Source organism: Paraburkholderia sp. 31.1, assembly GCF_014397645.1.
Taxonomy (GTDB): Bacteria; Pseudomonadota; Gammaproteobacteria; order Burkholderiales; family Burkholderiaceae; genus Paraburkholderia; species Paraburkholderia tuberum.
The window spans coordinates 26,273-48,609 of record NZ_VZQN01000024.1; the positions used below are offsets into that span (position 1 = coordinate 26,273).

19 protein-coding genes and 5 pseudogenes are annotated in these 22,337 nt (G+C 64.1%); 8 read left to right on the plus strand and 16 right to left on the minus strand.

Features of this window, described 5'->3' with window-relative positions; all coding sequences use genetic code 11:
* Positions 1–29: 29 nt before the first annotated feature.
* The 3 genes from F6X37_RS19535 to F6X37_RS19545 form a co-directional block, all read right to left on the minus strand.
* Positions 30–287, minus strand: coding sequence for a hypothetical protein (locus F6X37_RS19535; RefSeq protein WP_184057620.1), 258 nt, complete (start codon positions 285–287; stop codon positions 30–32).
* 94 nt (positions 288–381) lie between these two features.
* On the minus strand, positions 382–2,565 hold the full coding sequence (locus F6X37_RS19540; protein WP_187612451.1) for a hypothetical protein: 2,184 nt from the start codon (positions 2,563–2,565) through the stop codon (positions 382–384).
* 262 nt (positions 2,566–2,827) lie between these two features.
* On the minus strand, positions 2,828–3,730 hold the full coding sequence (locus tag F6X37_RS19545; protein ID WP_187612452.1) for a DMT family transporter: 903 nt from the start codon (positions 3,728–3,730) through the stop codon (positions 2,828–2,830).
* Positions 3,731–3,965: 235 nt separating this feature from the next.
* On the opposite strand from F6X37_RS19545, the gene F6X37_RS19550 reads away from it, so the two are divergent.
* Positions 3,966–4,841 (plus strand): helix-turn-helix domain-containing protein, encoded by an 876-nt coding sequence (locus F6X37_RS19550; RefSeq protein WP_187612453.1) that lies wholly within the window; start codon positions 3,966–3,968, stop codon positions 4,839–4,841.
* A 38-nt stretch (positions 4,842–4,879) separates the two neighbouring features.
* Here the strand turns inward: F6X37_RS19550 and F6X37_RS19555 are convergent, their stop codons facing one another.
* From F6X37_RS19555 to F6X37_RS19570, 4 genes are all read right to left on the minus strand, one after another.
* Positions 4,880–7,912, minus strand: a complete 3,033-nt coding sequence (locus F6X37_RS19555) for an FAD-binding and (Fe-S)-binding domain-containing protein (RefSeq protein WP_187612454.1) — start codon at positions 7,910–7,912, stop codon at positions 4,880–4,882.
* A gap of 47 nt (positions 7,913–7,959) precedes the next feature.
* Positions 7,960–8,709: a 2-keto-4-pentenoate hydratase gene (locus F6X37_RS19560; RefSeq protein ID WP_187612455.1), complete on the minus strand. Its 750-nt coding sequence runs from the start codon at positions 8,707–8,709 to the stop codon at positions 7,960–7,962.
* Positions 8,710–8,712: 3 nt separating this feature from the next.
* Positions 8,713–9,999 carry an MFS transporter gene (locus F6X37_RS19565; RefSeq protein WP_187612456.1) on the minus strand — a complete coding sequence of 429 codons (1,287 nt, stop codon included), beginning with the start codon at positions 9,997–9,999 and terminating at the stop codon, positions 8,713–8,715.
* A 155-nt stretch (positions 10,000–10,154) separates the two neighbouring features.
* Entirely contained in the window at positions 10,155–11,375 is a 1,221-nt protein-coding gene (locus tag F6X37_RS19570; protein ID WP_187612457.1) for a pyridoxal-phosphate-dependent aminotransferase family protein, read from the minus strand.
* 170 nt (positions 11,376–11,545) lie between these two features.
* Here F6X37_RS19570 and F6X37_RS19575 point away from each other — a divergent pair, with 170 nt between their 5' ends.
* The gene (locus tag F6X37_RS19575) at positions 11,546–12,277 is read left to right on the plus strand and encodes a GntR family transcriptional regulator (RefSeq protein WP_187612458.1); all 732 of its coding nucleotides are present in this window, start codon (positions 11,546–11,548) and stop codon (positions 12,275–12,277) included.
* Between the two features lie 396 nt (positions 12,278–12,673).
* Here F6X37_RS19575 and F6X37_RS19580 read toward each other — a convergent pair.
* The 6 genes and pseudogenes from F6X37_RS19580 to F6X37_RS19605 all read right to left on the minus strand — a co-directional run.
* Positions 12,674–12,829 (minus strand): annotated as a pseudogene (locus tag F6X37_RS19580) (MFS transporter); the annotation flags it as partial.
* Positions 12,823–13,281, minus strand: a pseudogene (locus tag F6X37_RS19585) (hydroxymethylglutaryl-CoA lyase); the annotation flags it as partial. The pseudogenes F6X37_RS19580 and F6X37_RS19585, both read right to left, overlap by 7 nt.
* Positions 13,274–13,510: pseudogene (locus F6X37_RS19590) on the minus strand (LysR family transcriptional regulator); the annotation flags it as partial. The pseudogenes F6X37_RS19590 and F6X37_RS19585, both read right to left, overlap by 8 nt.
* A gap of 21 nt (positions 13,511–13,531) precedes the next feature.
* Entirely contained in the window at positions 13,532–13,840 is a 309-nt protein-coding gene (locus tag F6X37_RS19595) for a type II toxin-antitoxin system RelE/ParE family toxin (protein WP_187612459.1), read from the minus strand.
* The gene (locus F6X37_RS19600; protein WP_090808191.1) at positions 13,837–14,121 is read right to left on the minus strand and encodes a YlcI/YnfO family protein; all 285 of its coding nucleotides are present in this window, start codon (positions 14,119–14,121) and stop codon (positions 13,837–13,839) included. The genes F6X37_RS19595 and F6X37_RS19600 overlap by 4 nt, the downstream gene beginning before the upstream one ends.
* Before the next feature lie 67 nt (positions 14,122–14,188).
* Positions 14,189–14,830 (minus strand): HD domain-containing protein, encoded by a 642-nt coding sequence (locus tag F6X37_RS19605; protein ID WP_187612460.1) that lies wholly within the window; start codon positions 14,828–14,830, stop codon positions 14,189–14,191.
* A gap of 263 nt (positions 14,831–15,093) precedes the next feature.
* Here F6X37_RS19605 and F6X37_RS19610 point away from each other — a divergent pair, with 263 nt between their 5' ends.
* Positions 15,094–16,056 carry a GlxA family transcriptional regulator gene (locus tag F6X37_RS19610; protein WP_187612461.1) on the plus strand — a complete coding sequence of 321 codons (963 nt, stop codon included), beginning with the start codon at positions 15,094–15,096 and terminating at the stop codon, positions 16,054–16,056.
* A 53-nt stretch (positions 16,057–16,109) separates the two neighbouring features.
* Positions 16,110–16,868 carry an SDR family oxidoreductase gene (locus F6X37_RS19615; protein ID WP_187612462.1) on the plus strand — a complete coding sequence of 253 codons (759 nt, stop codon included), beginning with the start codon at positions 16,110–16,112 and terminating at the stop codon, positions 16,866–16,868.
* A 544-nt stretch (positions 16,869–17,412) separates the two neighbouring features.
* Here the strand turns inward: F6X37_RS19615 and F6X37_RS19620 are convergent.
* Complete coding sequence (locus tag F6X37_RS19620; RefSeq protein WP_187612463.1) at positions 17,413–17,688, minus strand: hypothetical protein; 276 nt, start codon at positions 17,686–17,688, stop codon at positions 17,413–17,415.
* A 352-nt stretch (positions 17,689–18,040) separates the two neighbouring features.
* On the opposite strand from F6X37_RS19620, the gene F6X37_RS19625 reads away from it, so the two are divergent.
* From F6X37_RS19625 to F6X37_RS19630, 3 genes are all read left to right on the plus strand, one after another.
* On the plus strand, positions 18,041–18,421 hold the full coding sequence (locus tag F6X37_RS19625; protein ID WP_090808180.1) for a BON domain-containing protein: 381 nt from the start codon (positions 18,041–18,043) through the stop codon (positions 18,419–18,421).
* 733 nt (positions 18,422–19,154) lie between these two features.
* Complete coding sequence (locus F6X37_RS36980; RefSeq protein WP_262419971.1) at positions 19,155–19,289, plus strand: hypothetical protein; 135 nt, start codon at positions 19,155–19,157, stop codon at positions 19,287–19,289.
* A 46-nt stretch (positions 19,290–19,335) separates the two neighbouring features.
* Positions 19,336–20,982: an NRAMP family divalent metal transporter gene (locus F6X37_RS19630; protein WP_184037883.1), complete on the plus strand. Its 1,647-nt coding sequence runs from the start codon at positions 19,336–19,338 to the stop codon at positions 20,980–20,982.
* A gap of 119 nt (positions 20,983–21,101) precedes the next feature.
* On the opposite strand, the pseudogene F6X37_RS19635 reads toward F6X37_RS19630, so the two are convergent.
* Positions 21,102–21,224: pseudogene (locus F6X37_RS19635) on the minus strand (4-hydroxyphenylacetate 3-monooxygenase reductase subunit); the annotation flags it as partial.
* Between F6X37_RS19635 and F6X37_RS19640 the strand changes: the two are divergent.
* A pseudogene (locus F6X37_RS19640) lies at positions 21,216–21,545 on the plus strand (response regulator transcription factor); the annotation flags it as partial. The pseudogenes F6X37_RS19635 and F6X37_RS19640 sit on opposite strands and share 9 nt — an antisense overlap.
* A 28-nt stretch (positions 21,546–21,573) precedes the next feature.
* Here F6X37_RS19640 and F6X37_RS19645 read toward each other — a convergent pair.
* Entirely contained in the window at positions 21,574–22,317 is a 744-nt protein-coding gene (locus F6X37_RS19645) for an SDR family NAD(P)-dependent oxidoreductase (protein WP_187612464.1), read from the minus strand.
* Between the last annotated feature and the right edge of the window lie 20 nt (positions 22,318–22,337).

The window sequence follows — 22,337 nt, forward strand, 5'->3', positions numbered from 1 at the left end:
GATGGCTGCGCCGGAGCGGACCCGCGCGTTCAGCGCTCCAACTTCGCGCGCAACTCTCGCGCGGCCTCCAGCAGTCCCTCGTAACCCGAACGTGCGTGCTCCGGCAGATCGGGATCGCCGACCAGCGCGCCGAGCGTTTCGATCAGACTGTACACAATGCCTTTCGCGGCGCCCGACGCAATGCCGCCTGACGACACCTGCTGATCGACGTGACTGAGCGCCGCGTCGAGCTGCTCGATCTCGGGACGATCGTCGGAGGGCGGCTTGGGAGAAACGTCTTGCGTCATGATCGAACATCGCTCCATTGAGTGCATCGGTAAAGTTGTTATATACCGATCGTGCGCCGCCGTCTATTCGTGTTCGGCGCGACAGCGATCCACGTCAAGGCGTCCAGCGATACATCAGCAGCTTCGCGCGCGCGTCGTCTTCGACCAGCACCACGTACTCGCCGTTATCGCGCTGCACCGCGCTGATGCCGAGATACACGTCGACCCAGCCGCTCGTGCCGCCGACGCTCGCGCCCGGCGTCATGTAACCGACCGCCGTGCCGTTGCGCGCGTCGTAGACGTCGATGCGATCGGTGTACAGCTCGGCAACGAAGATATAGTTGCCCGCCACCGCGACGCCGACCGTGGTGGTCTGCGGATCGCTTTGCGTGTTCCACGGCAGCGAGACCGTGTATGTCAGCGTCGGGTTGCCGCTGCTCCAGTTGTCGTAGCGGGCCAGCACCGGACCCGCTTCCTTCCAGTGCGTCGGGTCCCACGGAATCGCACTCGTGAAACCGGACAGATACATCGTGTCGGTCGCTGCGACGTAGACGAGCCGCGCGAGCCGCGTGAATGGCGCGGGCATCGCAAACATCTTCGCACTCGCGTACGTGTAGATCGGATTGCCGGCGGAGTCGAGACCTTGCAGCGGCATCTCGCGCACGCCGCTCAATGGCGTGGCAAGCCACACGTTGCCGGGTTCGTCGACCCACCAGAAGCCGTCGCCGACCGTGCTGCCGGTCGACGGATTGCCGCTGATCTCGCTCGCGTCGACGGCGCCATTGCCATTGCTGTCGCGCCACAGCCATTCGCCGTACGTCGGTTGCGCGGCAGGCCATGCGCCGGGCAGCGGATTCTGCGCGAGCATCCCCGACGGTATCGCGATCTCGCCATGCGCGGCATCGAAGCGATAGACGTTCAGATAGTGCGCGCCCGGATCGAGCGTATAGAGAAAGCGCTGGCCATCGAATCTGCGCACCATCGGTTCGCCACGCACGCCGCGCGGCTCGTGAAAGGCGGGATCGTCGGGGTAATCGAAGCGATCGAGCGTGAACGCCGCATATGACCATTCGTGGCCGACCGGCTGCCTGTAATCGAGCGTGAAGCGCTTCGAGCCCGTATAGATGGAAGCGGGCGTGGCCGGGTCGAACGCGCCGCTATCGACGAAGCTCAGACCGTAGAGCCGCCAGTTGAGCACGCGCGTGCCGTACACGTAGCTCTCCAGCACTGCGCCCTGCCCTACGGATGCCGAGCCGAGCGCGCGCGGTCCCTCGCCATTTTGCGCGACGTACAGATTGCCGGCCGCGTCGACGCCGATGCCGGTGATGCCGTTGAAACGCGTATCGCAGGGCACGCCGCGCACGGGATGGAAAATGCCGTTGCGCGTGCCGATCGACGCGCCCGCCTGCATCTGGCCGCCAGCGCCCTTGTTGAACACGAGGATCTGCTGCGAAACGCCGTTGTCGGCGACCAGCAGTTGGCCGGATGGCGTCACTGTGAGGTCGCTCGGCACGGTGCCGGCGGGCAGTGTCAATGGACCGGCGAGCGCGGTGCCGTCGGCGCGGTAGTGCAGGATGCTCAGATTGCCTGTGCCGAAGCCGCTGATGATCCACAGCGTCGAGTCGGTGTCGATCGCGATGCGGGCCGGCGACGCGACGCTCCACGAACGCAGCGGCTGCATGGACTGCGCGTCGTACACCGCGATCCGGTTGCCGTACGTGTCGGCCACGTAGAGCTCGCTGTCGGTTGCGGCGAGGCCGCGAATGCTCGCGTCGGTGCCAGTCTTCACCGTATCGACCGCGACGAAACTGTTCTTCGTCGCGGTCGCGCTATTGCCGATGCCGCCGGAAAACGGCGCGCCGGTGGCGAGATTCGCAAGCGTGCGTCGCGTGACGCCGTACCAGGTCTGATTGGCCGGCGGATAGTCGGCGCCGACCAGCGCATTGTTCTCGTTGCCGATCGACATCGCCGCGTACAGGTACGTGTGATTCACCGTCACCGCGTCGCCGCCGGCCGCACCCCAGCCGTGCGTCGATCCGGCCACCGCGAGCTTGTCGCCCGCGCGATAGGCGGCGATTTCACTGCCGCTTTCGTCCCACGGCGCATTCGTATAAACGGTGCCATTGGCGCCGACGCTAATGGCCTGAATATCCTGCTGCATCCATTTGCCGTCGCCGAATCCGAAACTATTACCGATCCATGAGGTCGTGTAATTCAATTGGGATTGCGCGGAAACATTCGGCGAGATCAGGCTGTGGATTAACACCACGGCCAAGCCAAGGCGGGAAAAAGGCTTCACGGCAGTCGGTCCTTGCTAGGCGCGAGACGCGCACATCAGATTTGGCGTTTTATCCTCTCATATAAAAATAGTAAATTTATTGATGAAAAAATGATCATTGAATGCCGATACATCCAATTCATTCGATTTGCATCGAACCATGTTTCCGACACAATCTTTCCTTCACGAAACCGGTAAAAACCGGTTCCCGTAAAGACTCACCGATTAGAGATCCAGTTGCTTTTTCTGCTCCTGTAAATCCTCACCTTGAGCGAGACGCTCATCATGTCCGCGCCGCCCGGCGACGCTCGAAAAGCCGCCGCGTCACATCGAACGCCACCAGATTGCCGGCCACCACGAGCATTAGACCGACCACCGCGAGCGCTGACCACCGATAGCCCTCGAACAGCGTCGATGCCGCGAGCGCGACGATCGGAAACAGCACCGTGCAATAGGCGGCCCGCTCCGGGCCCATACGGCCGACGAGCATCAAGTACGCCGTAAAGCCGATCACCGAGCCGAACACCACGAGATACGCGAGCGCACCGAGATAGCGCGCCGACGGTTCCACCGCGAACGAATAGCCGGCGAACAGACTACCGAGCGTCAGGACGGCAGCACCGATCAGCATCGCCCAGCTGTTGGTCGCGAACGGATGCAGGCCCATCGACTGCATGCGGCTCGACAGCAGGTTGCCGGCCGAGAAGCACAGCGTGCCGAGAAACGCGACGCCGAGCCCGAGCCATGCGGTGTGATCGCCGAGATGCCCGGCCATCTGCTGCACGAACAGACAGACGATGCCGACGAGCCCGAGCAACGCACCCGCAATCGCGCTCGGCTGCAGAGGCCGGCCCATGAACAGCCGCCCGTTGATCGAGTTCAGCAGTGGCGCGGTCGAGAACACCACCGCGACGAGCCCGCTCGGCACGAGCTGTTCGGCGTAGTAGAAGCACAGGAAATTCAGGCAGAACAGCGCGAGACCCTGCGCGGCGAGGTAGCGCCAGGCGTCGCGCGGCGGCCAGATCGGGCGGCGCATGATGCGCGCCAGTGCGAACATCAGCAGCGCGGCGATCCAGAAACGCCATGCAATCGATACCGGTGGCGGCACCGCGCCGAGTTGCCATTTGATTGCGATCCACGTGGTGCCCCAGATCAGCACGGTGATGGCATAAAGGAGGAGATTCATGGTCGGGCCTCAGACTGCAATGACGGACTGCGATGACGCGCAGCATGGAAGAAAGCCCGACTATGGAACCGCGCCGCCGCCCGCAATTGTCCAAAATTGCGCACTTTTTCGCGCCGATGCGCAGGCTGACGGGACGCGCCGTATACTGGCCGCTCAACCACCACCGTACACCGGAAAACCTCCGCGCGCCGCCGTGAACCCCACCCCGTCCGTCCCCGTGATATCCACCGCCGGCATGCCTTTTGGCCTCCAGTCGGTCTGTCACACGCTGGCCAGTGCGAACGCGCATCTGGACCGCTTCGCGTGGCTCGGCGACGGACTCGCGATCGCGCTATGGACTCGCGACACGAAGGAGGACGAGACCGTCTACGAACGGCCCGGCCATCACACGCTGTCGTGCTATCTGGACGGCGGCTATCGCACCGAGCGCCAGAAAATGCCGGGCCACTACGGCGCGCCGTCGCGGCTGTGCGCACTGCCCGGCGATCACGAATCGCGCTGGTGGGTGCGCGGCCACATGCACTTCATGCATCTGTACTTCCTGCCCGAGCACTTCACGCGACGCGCGGTGCAGGAGCTCGACCGCGAACCGCGCGAACTGACGCTCGCCGATCGCACCTATTTCGAGGACCCGCGCATTGCGAGTCTGTGTCAGTCGCTCGTCAACGAGGAGTGGAAAAGTCCCGACGGTCTGCTGCGCACCAACGAGACCGCGCACGAAGTGCTGAGCCTGCTATTGCGCGGCCAGGGCGTACGGCGCGCGAACGTGGCGCTGAAAGGCGGGCTGTCGGCCGCGACGCGGCGCCGCCTGCGCGACTATATCGACATTCATCTTGCGCAGCCGTTGACGCTTGGGGAGCTGTCGGGTGTCGCGGCGCTGTCGGAGTTTCATCTTGCGCGGATGTTTCGCGAGTCGTTCGGGTTGCCGCCCGCCGCCTGGATCGCGCGGCAGCGGCTCGATCGCGCGCGCACGCTGCTGCGCACGACGACGTTGCCGCTCGCGCAGATCGCCGGGCAGTGTGGCTATGCAAACGCGAGTCACTTTAGTCACCGGTTTCGCGAGGCTGTCGGGGTAACGCCGAGTGGGTTCCGGCAGGCTATCGGTGTTTGAGATTCGCGTTTGAGTTTCGCTTTGCGGTTAGCTCCGTGTCATCGCAGCGCCATCGCCAGCACGCGCGCGACGTGGATCGCGTCGACGCCCGCGCCGTCGTGAATCTGATGCCGGCAGCTAGTCCCGTCGGCGACCATCAGCGTGGCCGCGTCCAGCTTGCGCACCGCGGGTAGCAGCGACAGCTCGGCCATCGCCTGCGAGCTCGCGTAGTGCTCCGCTTCATAGCCGAAGCTGCCGGCCATGCCGCAGCACGACGATTCGACCGTCGATACCTTCAATTCGGGAATCCACTTCAGCACGGTCTGCACCGGCGTGAATGCGTCGAACGCCTTCTGATGGCAATGGCCGTGCACGAGCGCCTGCTGCATCGGCAGCGGCTTCAATTCGAGCTGCAATCGTCCGGCCTTTTCTTCGCGCACGAGGAATTCCTCGAATAGAAATGCGTGCTGCGCGAGGCGCTGCGCCTCTTCGCCGAAGCCGTACTGCAGGAATTCATCGCGCAACGACAGCAGACACGATGGCTCCAACCCCACCACCGGCACGCCACGCTCGACGAACGGCCTGAACAGCTCGAGCATGCGCCGCGCTTCCTCTTTCGCTTCGTCGACGAGACCCGCCGCGAGAAACGTGCGGCCGCAACACACGGGACGCTCTCCCGGGCGTGCATTGAAGTGGACCGTGTAGCCCGCCGCTTCGAGCACCTGTTGCGCGGCGCGCGCGTTGTCGGGCTCGAGGTGGTTGTTGAAGGTATCGACGAACAGCAGGACTTCTTTCAGCGCGCACGCCTGCGCAGCGTTGCGTGCAGGCTTCGCGGACACCGCATCGGCCAGAAACGCCTTCTTGAACCGCGGCAAACTCCGCTCGGTCGCGAAGCCGACCGAGCGCTTGAACCACGTCGACAGCACCGGCACGTTGTCCGCGAGCGCCAGCAGCCTCGGCATGCGGCTCGCCGCGCCCGCATAGCGCGGCATGAACGCGACGAGCCTGTCGCGCAGCCGCACCCCATGCGTCTTGACACGCGCCGCCCGCGCCTCGATCTTGAACTTCGCCATATCGACGCCGGTCGGGCAATCGCGCTTGCAGCCCTTGCACGATACGCACAGGTCGAGGGTTTCCTTCACGTCATCGCTCGCGAGCCCGCTTTCGCCGAGCTGCCCCGAAATCGCGAGCCGCAACGTGTTGGCCCGCCCGCGCGTCAAATGTTGCTCGTCCTTCGTCACGCGATAGCTCGGGCACATCGTGCCCGCGTCGAACTTGCGACAGTGGCCGTTGTTGTTGCACATCTCGACCGCTTTCGCGAGGCCGCCGCTCAGATCGTCGCCGCGGCCGGGCGCGCTTTCTTCTCCCGTCAGCGGGTCGCGCTTCACGTTCCACGTCGACCAGTCGAGCGCCGTTTCGATGCGCTGTTCGCGATAGCCCGGCGCAAAGCGGAAATTGCGCGCGTCGTCCATCTTCGGCGGACGCACGATCCTGTCGGGATTGAAGCGGTTGTCCGGATCGAACAACGCCTTGATCTCGCTGAACGCCTGGTTGAGCCGCGGCCCGTATTGCCACGCGACCCATTCGCCACGGCATAGTCCGTCGCCATGCTCGCCGGAATACGCGCCCTTGTACTCACGCACGAGCGCGGCCGCTTCCTCGGCGATCGCGCGCATCTTCGTCGCGCCGTCGCGGCGCATGTCGAGAATCGGCCGCACGTGCAGCGTGCCGACGCTCGCATGCGCGTACCACGTGCCTTCGGTGCCGTGGCGATGAAACACGTCGGTCAGCCGGCTCGTGTAGTCGGCCAGATGTTCGAGCGGCACCGCGCAATCTTCGATAAAGGACACCGGCTTGCCGTCGCCCTTCATGCTCATCATGATGTTGAGACCAGCCTTGCGCACTTCCCACAGCGCTTTTTGCGCATTTGCGTCCGGCATCTCGACGACCGCATCGGGCAGGCCCAACTCGCCCATCAACTCCGCGAGCTGCTTCAGCGACGCGAGCTGCGCGTCGCGATCCTCGCCCGCGAATTCGACGAGCAGAATCGCCTGCGGCTCGCCGACCAGCGCCTTCCCGATCACCGGACGAAACGCGGGATTGCTCAACGCGAGATCGATCATCGTGCGATCGACGAGTTCGACAGCGACCGGCTTCAGCTTGACGATGTGCTGCGTGAGCGCCATCGACTGCCGGAAGGTCGGAAAGTTGACCACGCCAAGCGCCTTGTGCGCGGGCAGCGGCGCGAGCTTCAACGTGATCTGCCGGCTGAATGCGAGCGTGCCTTCCGAGCCGACCAGCAGATGCGCGAGGTTCGCGCTGCCGTCATCGGTGTAGGCGCGCGGATTCTGGCAATCGAACAGATCGATGTTGTAGCCCGCGACGCGGCGCAGCACCTTCGGCACGCGCGCGATGATTTCGTCACGCTCGCGCTGCGCGATCCGCGTGACGCCCGCGACGATCTGCTGCAAGCGCTCGCCTTGCGGCGGCTCGCGCAGCGACGCGAAGCGCGCTTCGCTGCCGTCGGCGAGAATCGCGTCGATCGCCTCGACGTTGTGCACCATGTTGCCGTACTCGATCGAGCGCGAGCCGCACGAGTTGTTGCCGGCCATGCCGCCGATCGTGCACTGGGCAGCCGTCGATACATCGACCGGGAACCACAGTCCATGCGGCTTCAGCCACGCGTTCAGATGATCGAGCACGACGCCGGGCTCGACCGTCACGGTGCGCGCGTCGGCATCGAACGCGACGATGTTGTTGAGCCACTTGCTCGTATCGACCACCAGCGCTTCGCCGACCGTCTGCCCACACTGGCTCGTGCCCGCGCCGCGCGCGAGCAGCGGTACTTTCTCGCTGCGCGCGATCTCGAGCGCGATGCGCAGATCGTCCTGATCGCGCGGCACCACGACGCCGACCGGCGTGATCTGATAGATCGACGCATCGGTCGCGTAGCGGCCGCGGCTGGCGAGATCGAACAGCACGTCGCCGCGCAGCGCTTTGCGCAGATGCTGCGCGAGCGGACTCGTTGCGCGCGCGGCGGAGGGGACCAGATGGATCGGCTTGACGAGCAAGCCCGCAGTGGGATTCGTCATTTCGTCGGCCTGTGAGGAGCGCGCCTGAACCGCGCAGCTCGAATTACCTAGTACAGCGTCAGATGCACCGGCGCGAGTCCTTCGATATGCCCGCTCACGTCGCCCGCCTCGCGCGGAAAGAACATGCCGGTGTACGAACCGGCGGTGATCACCATCTCCGGCGTCACCGCAATGCCGCGCGAACTCGCGTGATTGACGAGCCACGTCAACAGCCGCCGCGGATCGCCGGCCGGATTCGCGGGCGTCGTTTCGACGACATTGCCTCCGTTGAACGCGAAACGCAGCGACGGCGCGACGAACGGAAAGTCCTCGCGATACCGTGTGAATTCACCGGCGATCAGCGCACCGTGATTTTGCAGGTCCGCGAGCTGCGCGAGTTTGTCGATGGCGGGCCACGCGGCATGGCGGCTCGCGACGATCTCGATGGTCGCGCCGATCGAGCCGATGCCCGCGAGCACTTCGTCCTCGCGGTACGGTTTCGTGGACGGCTCGAAACGCCGGCCGAGACGGAACGCGACTTCGAGTTCGAGCCCGAGCGGCGCGAAGCCTTCGCGCGACAGACGCGCGCCGTCGGCGTGCAGATCGGTGTCGGGCAATGGCGCGCCTTGAATCGGTCCACTCGCCGATTTCGCGCCGATCTTCCAGCCGCCGATTCGCGCGCCGCACGCGCTCAAGATTTCGTGCTGGATTGCGTAGGCCGCGTCGGCATCGGAAGGAAGCAGCTCCGGCGGCAATGTATCGAGCACCGTGCGATTGCGACGCGCATCGGCAAGCAGCTGACTCAATGATGAAGTCATGTTTTACACGCCCATCCGGGTGGAAACGTGCGTCTTCTCCGACGCGCCAACTTCGAAGCGGCTCTCGGGCTGCATGCGGAACGCGAGCACGACGCCGATGCCCATCAGCAACATGCTGCCCACGAACGGCAGATCCCAGTTGCCAAAGCGGTCGATCAGAAAGCCGCCCATCACCGGCGAGATGATCGCGGCGAGCGCCGAGCCCGTGTTCATCATGCCGCTCGCGGTGCCGGAGAAGTCCGGCGCGATATCCATCGGGATCGCCCACATCGGGCCGATCGTCATCTCGGCGAAGAAGAAGCCCGACGCGAGACAGGCAATCGACAGCGTCAGGTCATGCGTGAACATCAGAGGAATCAGCGACAGCAGGCAGAACAGCATGCACACCGACACCATCCAGCTGCGCGCGCGTTTGAGGCTGCCGGTGCGCTTGAAGATCGCATCGGTGACGATGCCGCCGAGCGTGTCGCCGATCACGCCCGCGAAGAACACGACCGACGCGAAGATCGCCGACTTCTTCAATTGCAGATGGTGGTTATGCAGGAAGTACAGCGGAATCCAGCTCAGGAACAGCCACAGCGTCCAGCCGTAGCAGAAGTAGACGATCGTGACCGGCGTCATGCGGCGAAACAGCTTGCCCCACGGCAGGCCGGAGACTTTCGGCTTCGGCGTGGGCAGCACCGCGAGTTCCTCGGGCGTGATGCGCGGATGATCTTTCGGATGCTCGGTGAACGTGACCGCCCACGTGACCACCCACACCAGACTCAGCGCGCCGCAGATAAAGAACGATTCGCGCCAGCCCCAGTTGGTCATCACGATCACGATGAGCGCCGGCGCGACCGCGTTGCCGATTCGCGACGCCGCGTGCGTGATGCCCTGCGCGAAGCCGCGTTTTTCTTTCGCGACCCAGCGCGACATCGCCGACGTTGCGGCCGGGAACGTCGCGCCTTCACCGAAACCGAGCACGAGCCGCGCGGCGAGCAACGAAGCGAGTCCGCCCGCGAAGCCCGTGAACACCGTCGCGAGACCCCAGATGGCGCCACAGAACAGCAGCGTGCGTCGCGCGCCGAAGCGATCGCTGACCCAGCCGCCGATCACCTGAAACAGCAGATACGGATACGCGAAGGCCGAGAACACGAGCCCGACCTGCGTATGCGTGAGATTGAATTCCTTGCCGAAACCCGCCGCCGCGGTGCTGACGTTTACGCGATCGAGGTACGTGATGAAGTACATGATGCAGAGCATCACTAGAACGATACTGGTCGCACTGGTCAAACGAAACCGCTTCATCGTCTCTCTCCATGGCATGTGTCGACGGCGCGCCTGAAGTGGCGCGCTGCGTCCGTCGCCCGTCGGCCGCGAGAGCCGCTATGGACGCATTGCATGTTGTTCTGGCCGCGTTCTGCGCGCGGCTCGATGAGGGAAGCGCTCCCTGCGCCCGACAATCAAGCCGCGGCCTTCAATCCCGACGTCTTCGGTGCCTGGCTCAGCCACTCCATCGCGGCCGGCATGCCGCTTTCCTTGAGCGGCACGCCAGCAAGCCGCAGACCCATTTCGCAGCCAGCCAGTGTCGCGAGCAGCATCAGATCGTTGCAATCGCCAAGATGGCCGATGCGGAACATGCGGCCTTTCATCTTGCCGAGGCCCGTGCCGAGCGACATGTCGAAGCGTTCGTAGATCAGCTTGCGCACCGCGTCGGCATCGACACCATCGGGCATCATCACGCCCGTCAGCACCGGGCTATAGACGGCGGGATCGGCACACTGGATTTCGAGCCCCCACGCGCGCACCGCGCGGCGCGTCGCTTCGGCAAGCCGCTCGTGGCGTGCGAACACGTTGTCCAGCCCTTCGCCGAGAATCATTTCGATCGCTTCATGCAGCCCGTACAGCAGGTTCGTGTTCGGCGTGTACGGCCAGTAGCCGGATTTGTTCATCTCGACGATTTCCGCCCAGTCCCAGAAGCTGCGCGGCAGCTTCGCGTGCTGGCTGGCGGCCATCGCCTTCGGCGAGATCGCGTTGAAGCTGATGCCCGGCGGCAGCATCAAGCCCTTTTGCGAGCCCGACACGGTCACGTCGACACCCCATTCGTCATGACGATAATCAGCGCACGCGAGACCGGAGATCGTGTCGACGAGCAGCAGCGCCGGATGGCTCGCGGCGTCGATCGCGCGACGCACGGCGGCGATGTCGGACGTGACGCCGGTCGAGGTTTCGTTGTGCACCACGCAGACCGCCTTGATCGCATGCTGCGTGTCGGCGCGCAGACGCTCTTCGATCATCTGCGGCTGCACGCCGCGCCGCCAGCCTTCGATGCCTGGCAGCCCCAGGAATTCGGGCTTCAGGCCGAGCTGCTCGGCCATTTTTTTCCACAACGTCGCGAAGTGGCCGGTCTCGAACATCAGCACGTGATCGCCGGGGCTCAGCGTATTCGACAATGCGGCTTCCCATGCGCCCGTGCCGGACGCCGGATAGATGACGACCGGCTGCTGCGTCTTGAAAATCTTCTTGATGCCGTCGAGCACCTTGAGACCCAGCTCGCCGAATTCGGGTCCGCGATGGTCGATGGTCGGATAGCTCATCGCGCGGAGGATGCGATCCGGCACCGGACTCGGCCCCGGAATCTGCAGGAAGTGACGGCCAGCGGGATGAAAATCTAGCTTCAGCATCAGAGTCCTCCAATTGAATTTTGCATGCAAAAAACTATATCAGATGAACCGTGACGCTCCCAAGACGAAAATTGGCCTTTAAGGCCCGTGTTTACCCGCGTGTGCGCATGGATTAACTAATTGATATGGTTCCGATAAAATCCAGTTCATGTGAAGCTGAGGATTTTTGTATGCAAAATTCGGATTTCGACGCGGGTCTGACCGCTGCCCCGCTGATGCCAAAGGTCGAGCGTCAGCGCCTGCACGACACGGTGGTGGAGCACATCCGCCGCTTTATCGTCGAGGGAGCGCTGGAGCCCGGCAAGAAACTGAACGAGCGGGAGTTGTGCGAAACGCTCGGCATTTCGCGCACGCCGCTGCGCGAGGCGCTGAAGGTGCTGGCTGCCGAAGGTCTGATCGAGATTTCGCCGAACCGGGGCGCGTCGGTATCGAAGATGTCGGAAGCGGAGGTGCGCGAAACCTTCGAATTGATGAGCGGCCTCGAAGCGTTTTCCGGCGAACTCGCGGCCGAGCGCATCACCGCGGCCGAACTCGCAGAGATCAAGGCGCTGCATTACGCGATGCTGGCGTGCCGTGCGCAGAACGATCTGCCGGGCTACTACAGTCGCAACCAGGCGATCCACGACAAGATCAACGAAGCGGCAAGAAATTCGGCGCTGCGGCAGACGTATGTGTCGGTCAACCGGCGGCTGCAGGCGCTGCGCTTTCGCTCGAACTATCAGACGCCGAAGTGGGACCGCGCGATTCACGATCACGATGAAATGCTGAAGGCGCTCGAGGCTCGCGACGGCAAGAAGCTCAGCGCGATTTTGCGGCAGCATCTGCTCGATAAGCGGGATGCGGTTTTGCAGGTGCAGGTGCAGGAGGAGGTGGTCGCTTCGGCCTCCGGGTTGAAGGCGTGATGCGGACAACTGATGCCGAATCCCGCTCCTCGCCACTCCGTCGGCAACAAAACTTGTCCACCTAAATTGTTGGCAAGCCTGTGGACAACCTTCGCACAGCGAGCTTAAGTGCTTGAAGCATGAGAACTATCCGCGCGCGGTGCACGCGTAGGCAGTGAGCGTCGCTATGGAGTCCGTGATACTGGCGAGTGGGCTTCGCAAGGATGCCGTTGCACTCGCGCCGACCTCGAAGTCCAGTTGTCCACATAATTTGGGAACAAGCTTGTGGACAACCTGCGCACAGGCCAGCCAAGTGTTTGATACGGCAGGCCTATCGTGCGCGGATGCGGGAGCGGGCAGCAGCGGCGCGGCACCTCACGCGATGCAAGCCAACGGCCGCGCCCTCCACCCTCGATTTCACTGCGTCGTTTCACGACTGCGCAACGACTCCGGCAACCCATACAGCACGATCAGCGCGCACACCACGCTCATCGCGCCGATCACATACAGCGCCGGCGTCGTGCTGCCGGTCAGATCCTTCACACGTCCGACCATCACCGGGCTCACGATCCCGGCGCGAACGGGCAGCCGCCAAGCCCGCCGAGCGCCGCGTCGAAACGGCGCACGCCGGTTTCATACGCGGCGAGCACGTTGGCGAGACCGAGGCCGCGCGTGTTATGAAAGTGCAGCGTGAGCGCGGCGGCCGGCAGCCGCTCGAGCGTGCGCCTGACAAGTCGCGCCACCTGGCGCGGATTCGCCATACCGGTGGTATCGGCGACGGTAATGCCCTCGATGCCCATCTCGCGATACGCGTCGACGATGCCGATCACGCGGTCTTCGTCGATGCGCCCTTCGAACGGACAGCCGAACGCGGTCGCCACGGTCGCGTTGAGCCGCACGCCCGCGGCCATCGCGCAACGCACGATGTCGTCGAACGCCGCGAGCGACGACTCGCAGCTCATGCGCATGTTCGCGCGGTTATGCGTCTAACTCGCGGACATCACGAGGTTCAGTTCGTCGGCGCGCGTGATGCGACAGCGTTTCTCCGGCCGGCGTCAGCGTCATGCCGCGCGCGTTGCGCTGGAATAGCGACGCGCCGACCGCCTGTTCGAGTTCGACCAGCCGCTTGCTGGCGGCCGACACGGCGATCGCCTCGCGCTCGGCGGCACGCGTGAGCGTACCTTCTTCGAAGACGGCGAGAAAGAGCTGCAGCGTGGTGAGGTCGAGCTTACGGAGAAGGTTTTTGATGACCATGGCGCGGCGACGAAAGTTCGGTCAGTGATAATCATCCTCTAGCTGATGGCGCACCGCCAGCACGGTCACGGTTTGGTTGTCGTCGATCTCGAACAGCGCGACGTAGCCCGCGCGACCGAATGGGATCAGCAGCTCGCGCAAAAACGGCGTATCGCGCTGAACCTTTCGGCAAGTGAACGGCGATGTGCGCAGCGTGGCGATACCATCGCGGATGGCTTGCAACGCGCGTTTGGCGAGCGGGAAATCCCCGTCGTCCCGCTCGAGGATGAAATCGTACAGTCTCTGCAGGTCCGCCGCCGCTGCGCGTGTGAAACGAACCTGATACGTCATCGGTGCTTCTTCGCGCGGGCCTTCGTTTTTGCTTCGCGGAGCCGCGTTTCGAGACCGGCGAGCACGTCGTCGGCCGATACGTAGTCGCCGCTTTGCTTCGCTTCAGCACGCGACTCGAGCCCTCGCACGACGAATTCACGCACATTCAGGCGCCGCGCGATGTTGTCGCGGATCGCCTGCTCGACGAAACTGGACAGGCTTTCGCCGTCCTGCAGCACGTCCTCGGCCGCGGCCCGCAGCTCGGGCTTGACCCGAACCGACGGGAAAGTAGCGCTTTTCATCGTTCTCTCCATGCATCGCATTAGCGATGCATTATCGCGCTACCTCATTTCTGCCGCAAGCAGCCCTTCACGACTTCCACGCCGAACCCAGAATCATCGTGCAAAAATTCTCGCGATGATAATGCGGGTCTTTCAGCGCGAGCACGTCGGCCTTCACGTTGCCGAACGTCGTGTGCGGCTTGTGTATCGTGCCGTGCGCGAACGCATCGATGATACCTTCCTTGAAGTGCGCGCCGCGCGGATGCGCATGCGTGACTTCCTCCCGTTGCTGTTCGCTGAATTCGTCGTAGGCGAGGCCGAGCACGTCCATTTCGACACCCGCCGTGACGAGCGCGATCACCGGCTTCATATGCTGCGGAATGCCTGGTGTCGTGTGCAGCGCGATCGCGGTCCACACCTGCTCGATGTCGTCCTCGCCGATCCGATGCCGCCGCAGAAATTCACGCGCGGCATTCGCGCCGTCGACTTCGAAGCGCTCCTGCTCGCTGCTGTATGGCGCGACGAGACCCATGTCGTGAAACATCGCGCCGATGTACAGCAGTTCGGGGTCGTACTTCAGCTGCTTGCGTTGCCCGGCCAGCGCGCCGAACAGAAACACGCGCCGCGAATGGTGATACAGCAACTCCGTTTCGGTGTCGCGCACGAGCTCGGTGGCTTCACGCGCCATCATGCTGTCGGGAATCTGGATACCTGCGATCGTCGTAGTCATGCGGCGTACTCCTTCGTATGCGAACGTGAATGTGAAAGTAATCAACGGGACGCGCGCCGCCGCTTCAGAGCGCGTTTTGGTATGCTGGTCCGCGCCGTGATGTCGATGCCTGTCGCCTGCCTGTGAGACCGCGCGTCCGACCGATCCAGTATTGGCCAGCGCGGCGCCACGAACAATTGCCGCGAGCCGTTGAACACTGCCAAACGCACAGCGTTGACTGCCGCGGCGTGCCCTTCACGTTCCCCATCAGAGGAAGTCATCCGATGCCCACCGTCGCGATCGCGATCTTCCCAGGAGTGCAGGCACTCGACGTCGCCGGTCCCGTCGACGTGTTCTCCGAAGCAAACCGCTTCGTCGCGCCCACGCGGCACTACGAGGTCAAGCTGCTGGCCGCGGACCCGGCGCCGCTGCGCGCATCGAACGGGATGACGCTGGTGGCGGACGCGACCTTCGAGCAGTCGCGCGAACCGTTCGATCTCGCGCTCGTCGCCGGCGGCCCCGCGCTACCGCACAACGAAGTGCCGGACGCGCGCCTGCTCGACTGGCTCGCCAACGTCGCGACACGTTGCGCCCGCTACGGCTCGATCTGCACCGGCGCTTTCGCGCTCGGTCACGCTGGCCTGCTCGATGGGCGCCACGTGACGACGCACTGGCAGCACGCCGCGCAACTCGCCGCGCAGTTTCCGCGCGCGCGGGTCGACTTCGATCGCATCTATCTGCGCGACGGGCCGCTGGTCACCTCTGCGGGCGTGACGGCCGGCATCGATCTGTCGCTCGCGCTGGTGGCCGAGGATCACGGTCCGCATACCGCGCTTGCGGTCGCCAAGCGGCTCGTCGTGTTCGCGCAGCGGCAAGGCGGTCAGTCGCAATTCAGCCCCTATCTGACCGCGCCCGCCGACGACACCTCGCCCGCCGCGAAAGTGCAGGCGCACGTGATGGCGCGTATCCATGACAGCTTCACCGTCAAGCAGCTCGCCGACGTCGCGGGCATGAGCGCGCGTAACTTCGCGCGCGTGTTCGTGCAGGAAACCGGCGTGACGCCGCATGAATTCGTCGAACGCGCGCGCGTGGATGCCGCACGCAAGCTGCTCGAAAGCAGCGCCGCGGCGCTGAAGACGATCGCCTACGATTGCGGCTTCGGCACCGCCGACCGCATGCGCATCGTGTTTGCGAAGCGGCTTGGCGTGACGCCGATGCGGTATCGCGAACGCTTTCGCCCGGTGTGAATACGGCGTGAGAAAATCGTCGACTCTGCACGTCAACGATCACCAGGAACGACATGACCTCCTCTTCTCCGATTCGCGCGATCGTCACCGGCCATACGCGCGGCCTGGGCGCGGCGCTCGCCGAACAACTGCTCGCGCGCAACGTCACGGTGCTGGGTCTGTCGCGCTCGCGGCATGCCGCGCTGAAGGCGCGCTTTGCCGCGCGGCTCGAAGAGATCGAGCTGCCGCTGGCCGAGCCCGCACGCGTCGCGCAATGGATCGCCACCGACGCACTGAGCAACTTCGTGCGCGGCGCGCAAACGGTGCTGCTGATCAACAACGCGGGCATGATGCAGCCGATCGGGCCCATCGAAGGACAGGACGCCGCGAGCGTCGCGGACGCGGTGAGCCTGAACGTCGCGACGCCGCTGATGCTCGCGAGCGCGCTCGCCGCCGCGGCCGTCGACGCAACCGACCGCCGCATCGTGCACATTTCGAGCGGCGCGGCGCGCAACGCGTATCCGGGCTGGAGCATCTACTGCGCGACCAAGGCCGCGCTCGATCATCACGCGCGCGCCGTCGCGCTCGACGCGAATCGCGCGCTGCGCATCTGCAGCCTCGCGCCGGGTGTGATCGATACGGACATGCAGGCGCATATTCGCGGTAGCGGCGAAGAGCAGTTCCCGATGCGCCAGCGCTTCGACGAGCTGAAGCGCAACGGCCAACTGTCGACGCCCGAGCAATGCGCGGCGCAGCTGATCGACCATGCGCTCAGCGATGCGTTCGGGCAGACGCCGGTCGCGGACATTCGCGAGATCGCGAAATCGGCCTGAACGGGCTATTGCTACCGGGTATTTGCGCTCCCGAAAAGCCTCACCTCAAGCACGGAGCAGTGGCGGATCGGCGCCTGCTACCGTCGTCGTTTCTCCCGAAAAGCCTCACCTTTGAGGTGAAAAGAGGACTCGAGGAGGCATTTCAGCGAGCGCATTGCGGCGCTCACACACCGCTCCCGAAATCCCTCACCTTTGATCGAACGCAGCCGGATCGCTTCGCCGATGCCGGCCGCTTACGCGGCAGATCGCCTAGACATTCAACGACTTACGTTACACAGCCGGCGCACGGTCACCGCGACGGATGCCATGATTAGCGACTGCATGAAGCGCGTTTTGTACGTCGGCACGACGGGCCGTCGCCCGATACAGCATCGACGGCTCCCGAATATCCTCACCTATGGCTGACAGGCATAAATGCGCGCATTCCCGCGAGCCTCTTGCCGCGCGGTTTGTGCCGTTCCCGGCCCGGCCGGTTAGTTGCAAAAGAACCGCCCGCGCGCGACTCCCGAAAGTCCTCACCTTTGACGCGATGCACGCGCCACGTTCATTCGATCGGCACGTTCTTCAGCTCACGCACCGCGACGACGTTCTTCAGCGCGTCGACGATCGCCGTTCTAAGCTGCGCGGGCAGATGGCCGCAAAATTCGTCGTCGTTCTGATCGTCCAATTGCGCGAGTTCGGGGACGAGCGCCTGTGCGGCATCGCTTAACGCGATCAGATGATTGCGACGGTCTTCGTCGACCGTCTCGGGTTCGAGCAGCGCCTTTGTCTCTTGTGCGCGCCGCCTTCGCCGGCTTCCGGCCAGACGGCCTGACCGCATGACGCCTCTGACGGAAACGTTGCATCGACGTGGGCGAACCTGACGAAAAGGAAGCAAGGTTGGGAATGCGATACTAGTTTCTCAGGAAAGCATTCGCAATTTGTAGCGCCGTCCGGGCGACTCCCGAATTCCCTCACCTTCAATTTTGAAGTGCGCGTACAGGTGCGCATATTCTCACCTCGGCGGCTCCCGAATCTTCTCACCTATCAGTATCGGCGCGTGCGCCGCAGAATATAATCGGGGCCGACGGTCGATGACTCGTCGCGAGGCGGTAGTGCGTTGCGCCGCCTCTTCCCCGCTGGCAGCACGCGGCTCGAACGGCAGTTCCTGACAAACCGGCAAAGGAGGAAGAATGAAAACAAACGGCGCGAGCAGAATCCTCGGTGCACTGTTCGCGGTGGCCATCGCGACTTGCGCGACCTATGCAAACGCACAGACGCGCGAGATGCCGAACGATGCGTCGATGCAAAGCCAGTCGGTCCCAGCGGCTTCGAACCGGAACAACAACCGGTCCGACAGCGCAATCGTCCGCGACGTCCGCCGCGCTTTCACGCGCACCACGAACCTCAATTCGGCGAACATCCGTGTCGAAGCGCGTCACGGCATCGTTACGCTGACCGGCACCGTGCCGCGGCAATCGCAAATCGCACGAGCCGGCAACGCCGCGCGATCGGTTCGCGGGGTCAGAAGCGTGCATAACCGGCTGACCGAGCGACGGCGCGCCAATCAGTGAGCACGGCGTGGTGGCATCGGCCGGACGGATCGGTGCCGCCTGTTCGACCTCCCCCCTATATCGGCCTCGACCCGCATGTCATTCAAAGTGCCCACCGTCGCGCGCCGCACATTTTTTCTGCTCTGCTTAAGAAACAGGTTGACCTCGGCGGAAGGCGAACCCTAGAATTCAAAAATCATCACCGATGGGGCCCGTGCCTTGGACACCTGCAGTAGCCGACTTTCGAACAGATTCGCTGCCTGACCGGCAGGACGTCCGCGCTCTCTTCATCAGCCGCCGTCTTGCCAGTTGGCAGACGGTGCGCGCCGCAGTCTCTTCCCGTGCACCTAAAGTAACGTCGTATCCGCGTGACAGGAACGCCGCGTTCACGCGCGTTCACGCGCCGATACGGCGTCGCATCGCGAGCCTTGCGCTTGCGGTCGCGTTTGCGCGCGCGTTGTCAGTCAACGCAAACAGTTCAACGCAATGCGCGCGAACGCGTGGATAAACACGTGCGTAGCGAACATGCGTAGCGAACATGCGTAGCGAACGCTTCAGACGCTCGAACGCAGTCCCCGCTACACACCGACAAGGAGCCGCCATGCCCGACAGTGACAGTTATCCCTTATGCCGCTTCCCCGTTCTATCAACTGAGGAAAGCGAGTAGACCTCCACCGCCGCGCCCGGACATACGCGGCCTCCGTGTCTGCTGGCTTTCCACCAGCGCGTCGAAACCGGCGCACGGAGATCCCTCATGCAATTCGGCCTCCTTCTTTCGCAGTTCCCGCGTGTGCAGGAATCGCGTGCCCATTACGACGGCATGCTCGTGCTACACGCACCGCTTCCGTTCATCGCCTTCTGCCGTCGCGTGATGTCGCGCGTGGCATAGCGTTTCGCGATCCGACCTTCGACAAATACAACCAGGAGAGAACAACATGTCTACTCCGACGAACATTTCCTCCGCGCGCAGCGCCGTGCTCGATTCGGCACACGTCGGCGATATCAAGGGCGCGCTCGGCACGATCGCTCACCATGACATCGCGCCACGCACGAGCTGGTGGGCGCGCCTGCGCACGCTGCTCGCGATCCTCGGCCCCGGTCTGATCGTGATGGTCGGCGACAACGACGCGGGCGCATTCGGCATCTACACGCAGGCCGGCCAGAACTACGGCACCACGTTGCTGTGGACCATGCTGTTGCTGGTGCCGGTGCTGTTCGTCAATCAGGAGATGGTGTTGCGGCTCGGTGCGGTCACGGGCGTGGGCCACGCGCGGCTTATTTTCGAGCGCTTCGGCAAGTTCTGGGGCGCGTTCAGCGTCGTCGATCTGTTCCTGCTGAACGCGCTAACCATCGTGACGGAATTCATCGGCATCACGTTCGTGCTCGACTTCTTCGGCGTCTCGAAGATCGCGGGCGTGTGCATCGCCGCGGCGCTGACGATGGCCGCCGTCAGCACCGGCGACTTCCGCCGCTTCGAGCGTTTCGCGGTCGCGCTGTGCGTGTTGAGCCTGCTGCTCGTGCCGGTGCTCGTGTCGATTCACCCGCCGGTCGGCCAGATCGCGCGCGACTTCTTCATTCCGAACTGGCCCGCGCACTCGAAGCTGTCCGACGTGATGCTGCTCGTAATCGGCATCGTCGGCACGACGGTTGCTCCGTGGCAGCTGTTCTTCCAGCAGAGCTATGTGGTCGACAAGCGCATCACGCCGCGCTTCATGAACTACGAAAAAGCCGACCTGTGGATCGGCATCGTGTTCGTACTGATCGGCGCGGTCGCGATGATCTCGTTCAGCGCGGCGTTGTTCGACGGACGGTCCGGGTTCGGCAACTTCACGGACGCGGGCGGCGTGATCGCCGGTCTCGAGAGATACGCGGGACGTACCTCGGCCGTGCTGTTCGCGATCGCACTGTTCGACGCGTGCGTGATCGGCGCGGCGGCTGTGTCGCTATCCACCGCCTATGCGATCGGCGACGTGTTCAAGATCCGCCATTCGCTGCACCGTAGCGTGTCGGATGCGAAGGGCTTCTACGTCGTGTACTTCGCGATCGTCGCGGCCGCCGCGGCATTGGTGCTGATTCCAGGCAGCCCGCTCGGTCTGTTGACCGAAGCGGTGCAGACGCTCGCCGGGGTACTGCTGCCGAGCGCGACCGTGTTCCTGCTGCTGCTGTGCAACGATCGCGCGGTGCTCGGTCCGTGGGCCAATTCGAAGAAGCTCAATCTGTTTACCGGCGCGGTGATCTGGGTGCTCGTGATGCTGTCGATCATCCTGACCGCGTCGGTGATCTATCCGGACATCGCGGCGGAAACGATCATCGAAGTCCTGGCGGGCGGCACGTTGCTCGCGGTCGTCGGGTATGTGGCGAGCTTCGGGATGCGCAAGCTGCGCGGCGAGTCCGCGGCCGAGCCGGCTCCGGTCTATGCGAAGGACGCGCGCAACACGTGGCGCATGCCGCCGCTCGACGAACTGCCGCCGCCGCGTCTGACGCTCGCCAAACGCGTATGGATGGGCGTGCTGCGCGGCTATCTGCTGCTTGCGATCGCGCTCGTGATCGTCAAGGTCGTGCAGATGGCGTTGCTGAAGTAGTGCGAATGGTGAGGAGTTCCAGGAGGTCCGGGCAATGGTGAGGTTTTACGGGAGCCATGTCCGGAGCGACAACTTAAGCGCTGCCGGAGCCCGAGCTGGCCGGCAGCGCTTCAAATGACTCATTGCCCCTTCCACGCGCGCGGCACCCGGTGAAAATTCCAGTCGATCAGGCTGTCGCCGTCGGCGCGCACGCGAATCTGCGTGGTCTCCACGAACATGACCGAGTGCGAGCCGACTTCGTCGAGAAGCCGTACAACTCGCAGCAGATGCTCGAGCGCATTCAACGCGCGATGAAACTCGCGTCCCAGCGTCACGCGAAACACATGCGCCAACTCGAACTGCGTGAGCGGATCAACTCGCTCACGTCGTGCGAGAAGGAAGTGCTGCACGGTTTGATCGAGGGGAAGCCGAGCAAGGTCATTGCGGCGGACCTGTCGATCAGTGTGAAAACCGTGGACGTGCATCGCGCGAGCATCAAGGAAAAGCTCGGCGCTTCGTCGATTCCGACCCTCGTGCGCCGCGTGCCCGAAGTATGGAGCCCGTCGGACGAGCGGCCGGAATGACCCGGCCGCCTCGGCCCTTGCAGACGCATCAGCGCATGTACAGGCCTCCGTTGACGTCCCAGCACGCGCCATTGGCGAAATAAGCGTCACCGGAAGCGAGCATCATCGCGACATCGGCAACATACGACGCGGCCCCGAGCTTGCCGACCGGTATCGCTTCGATCACTTTTGCCAGCTTGTCCGCCGCCACGCTCTCGTGAACGATCGGCAAATCGAGCGGCCCCGGCGAGATCGCGTTGACTGTCACACCGCACGCGGCGAGATCGCGCGCGAAGACCTTGGTCAACGTCAGCACGCCGCCCTTCGCGGCCGCATAGTGCGCGCCCGTTGCCGAGCCGCCATTCTGCCCCGCCAGCGACGCGATATTGACGATGCGGCCCACGCCGCGCTGCGCGAAGTACTGCCCGAATACCTGGCAGCCGAACAGCACGCTGCGCAGATTCACGTTGATGACCTGATCGAACTGCTCGGCGGTAATGTCCATCACGGGCACGACCTTCGAAGCGCCCGCATTGTTGACGAGCGCGTCCACGCCGCCCCAACGTTCGAGCAACGCGTCGCGCGCCGCTTCGAAGTCCGCCTTGCGCGTGACGTCGAGCCGGATTGCGCAGGCGCTCGAGCCGTCGCTGCTCAGGTCATGCGCGAGCGCTTGCGCGGGTTCGATCTCGATATCGGCCAGCGCGACCCTGTAGCCTGCCTCGTGAAAACGACGCGCGACAACGGCCCCAAGTCCGCGCGCGGCGCCCGTCACGAGCGCGATTCTGTTCGACATCTTGCTGACTCCTTGATTGC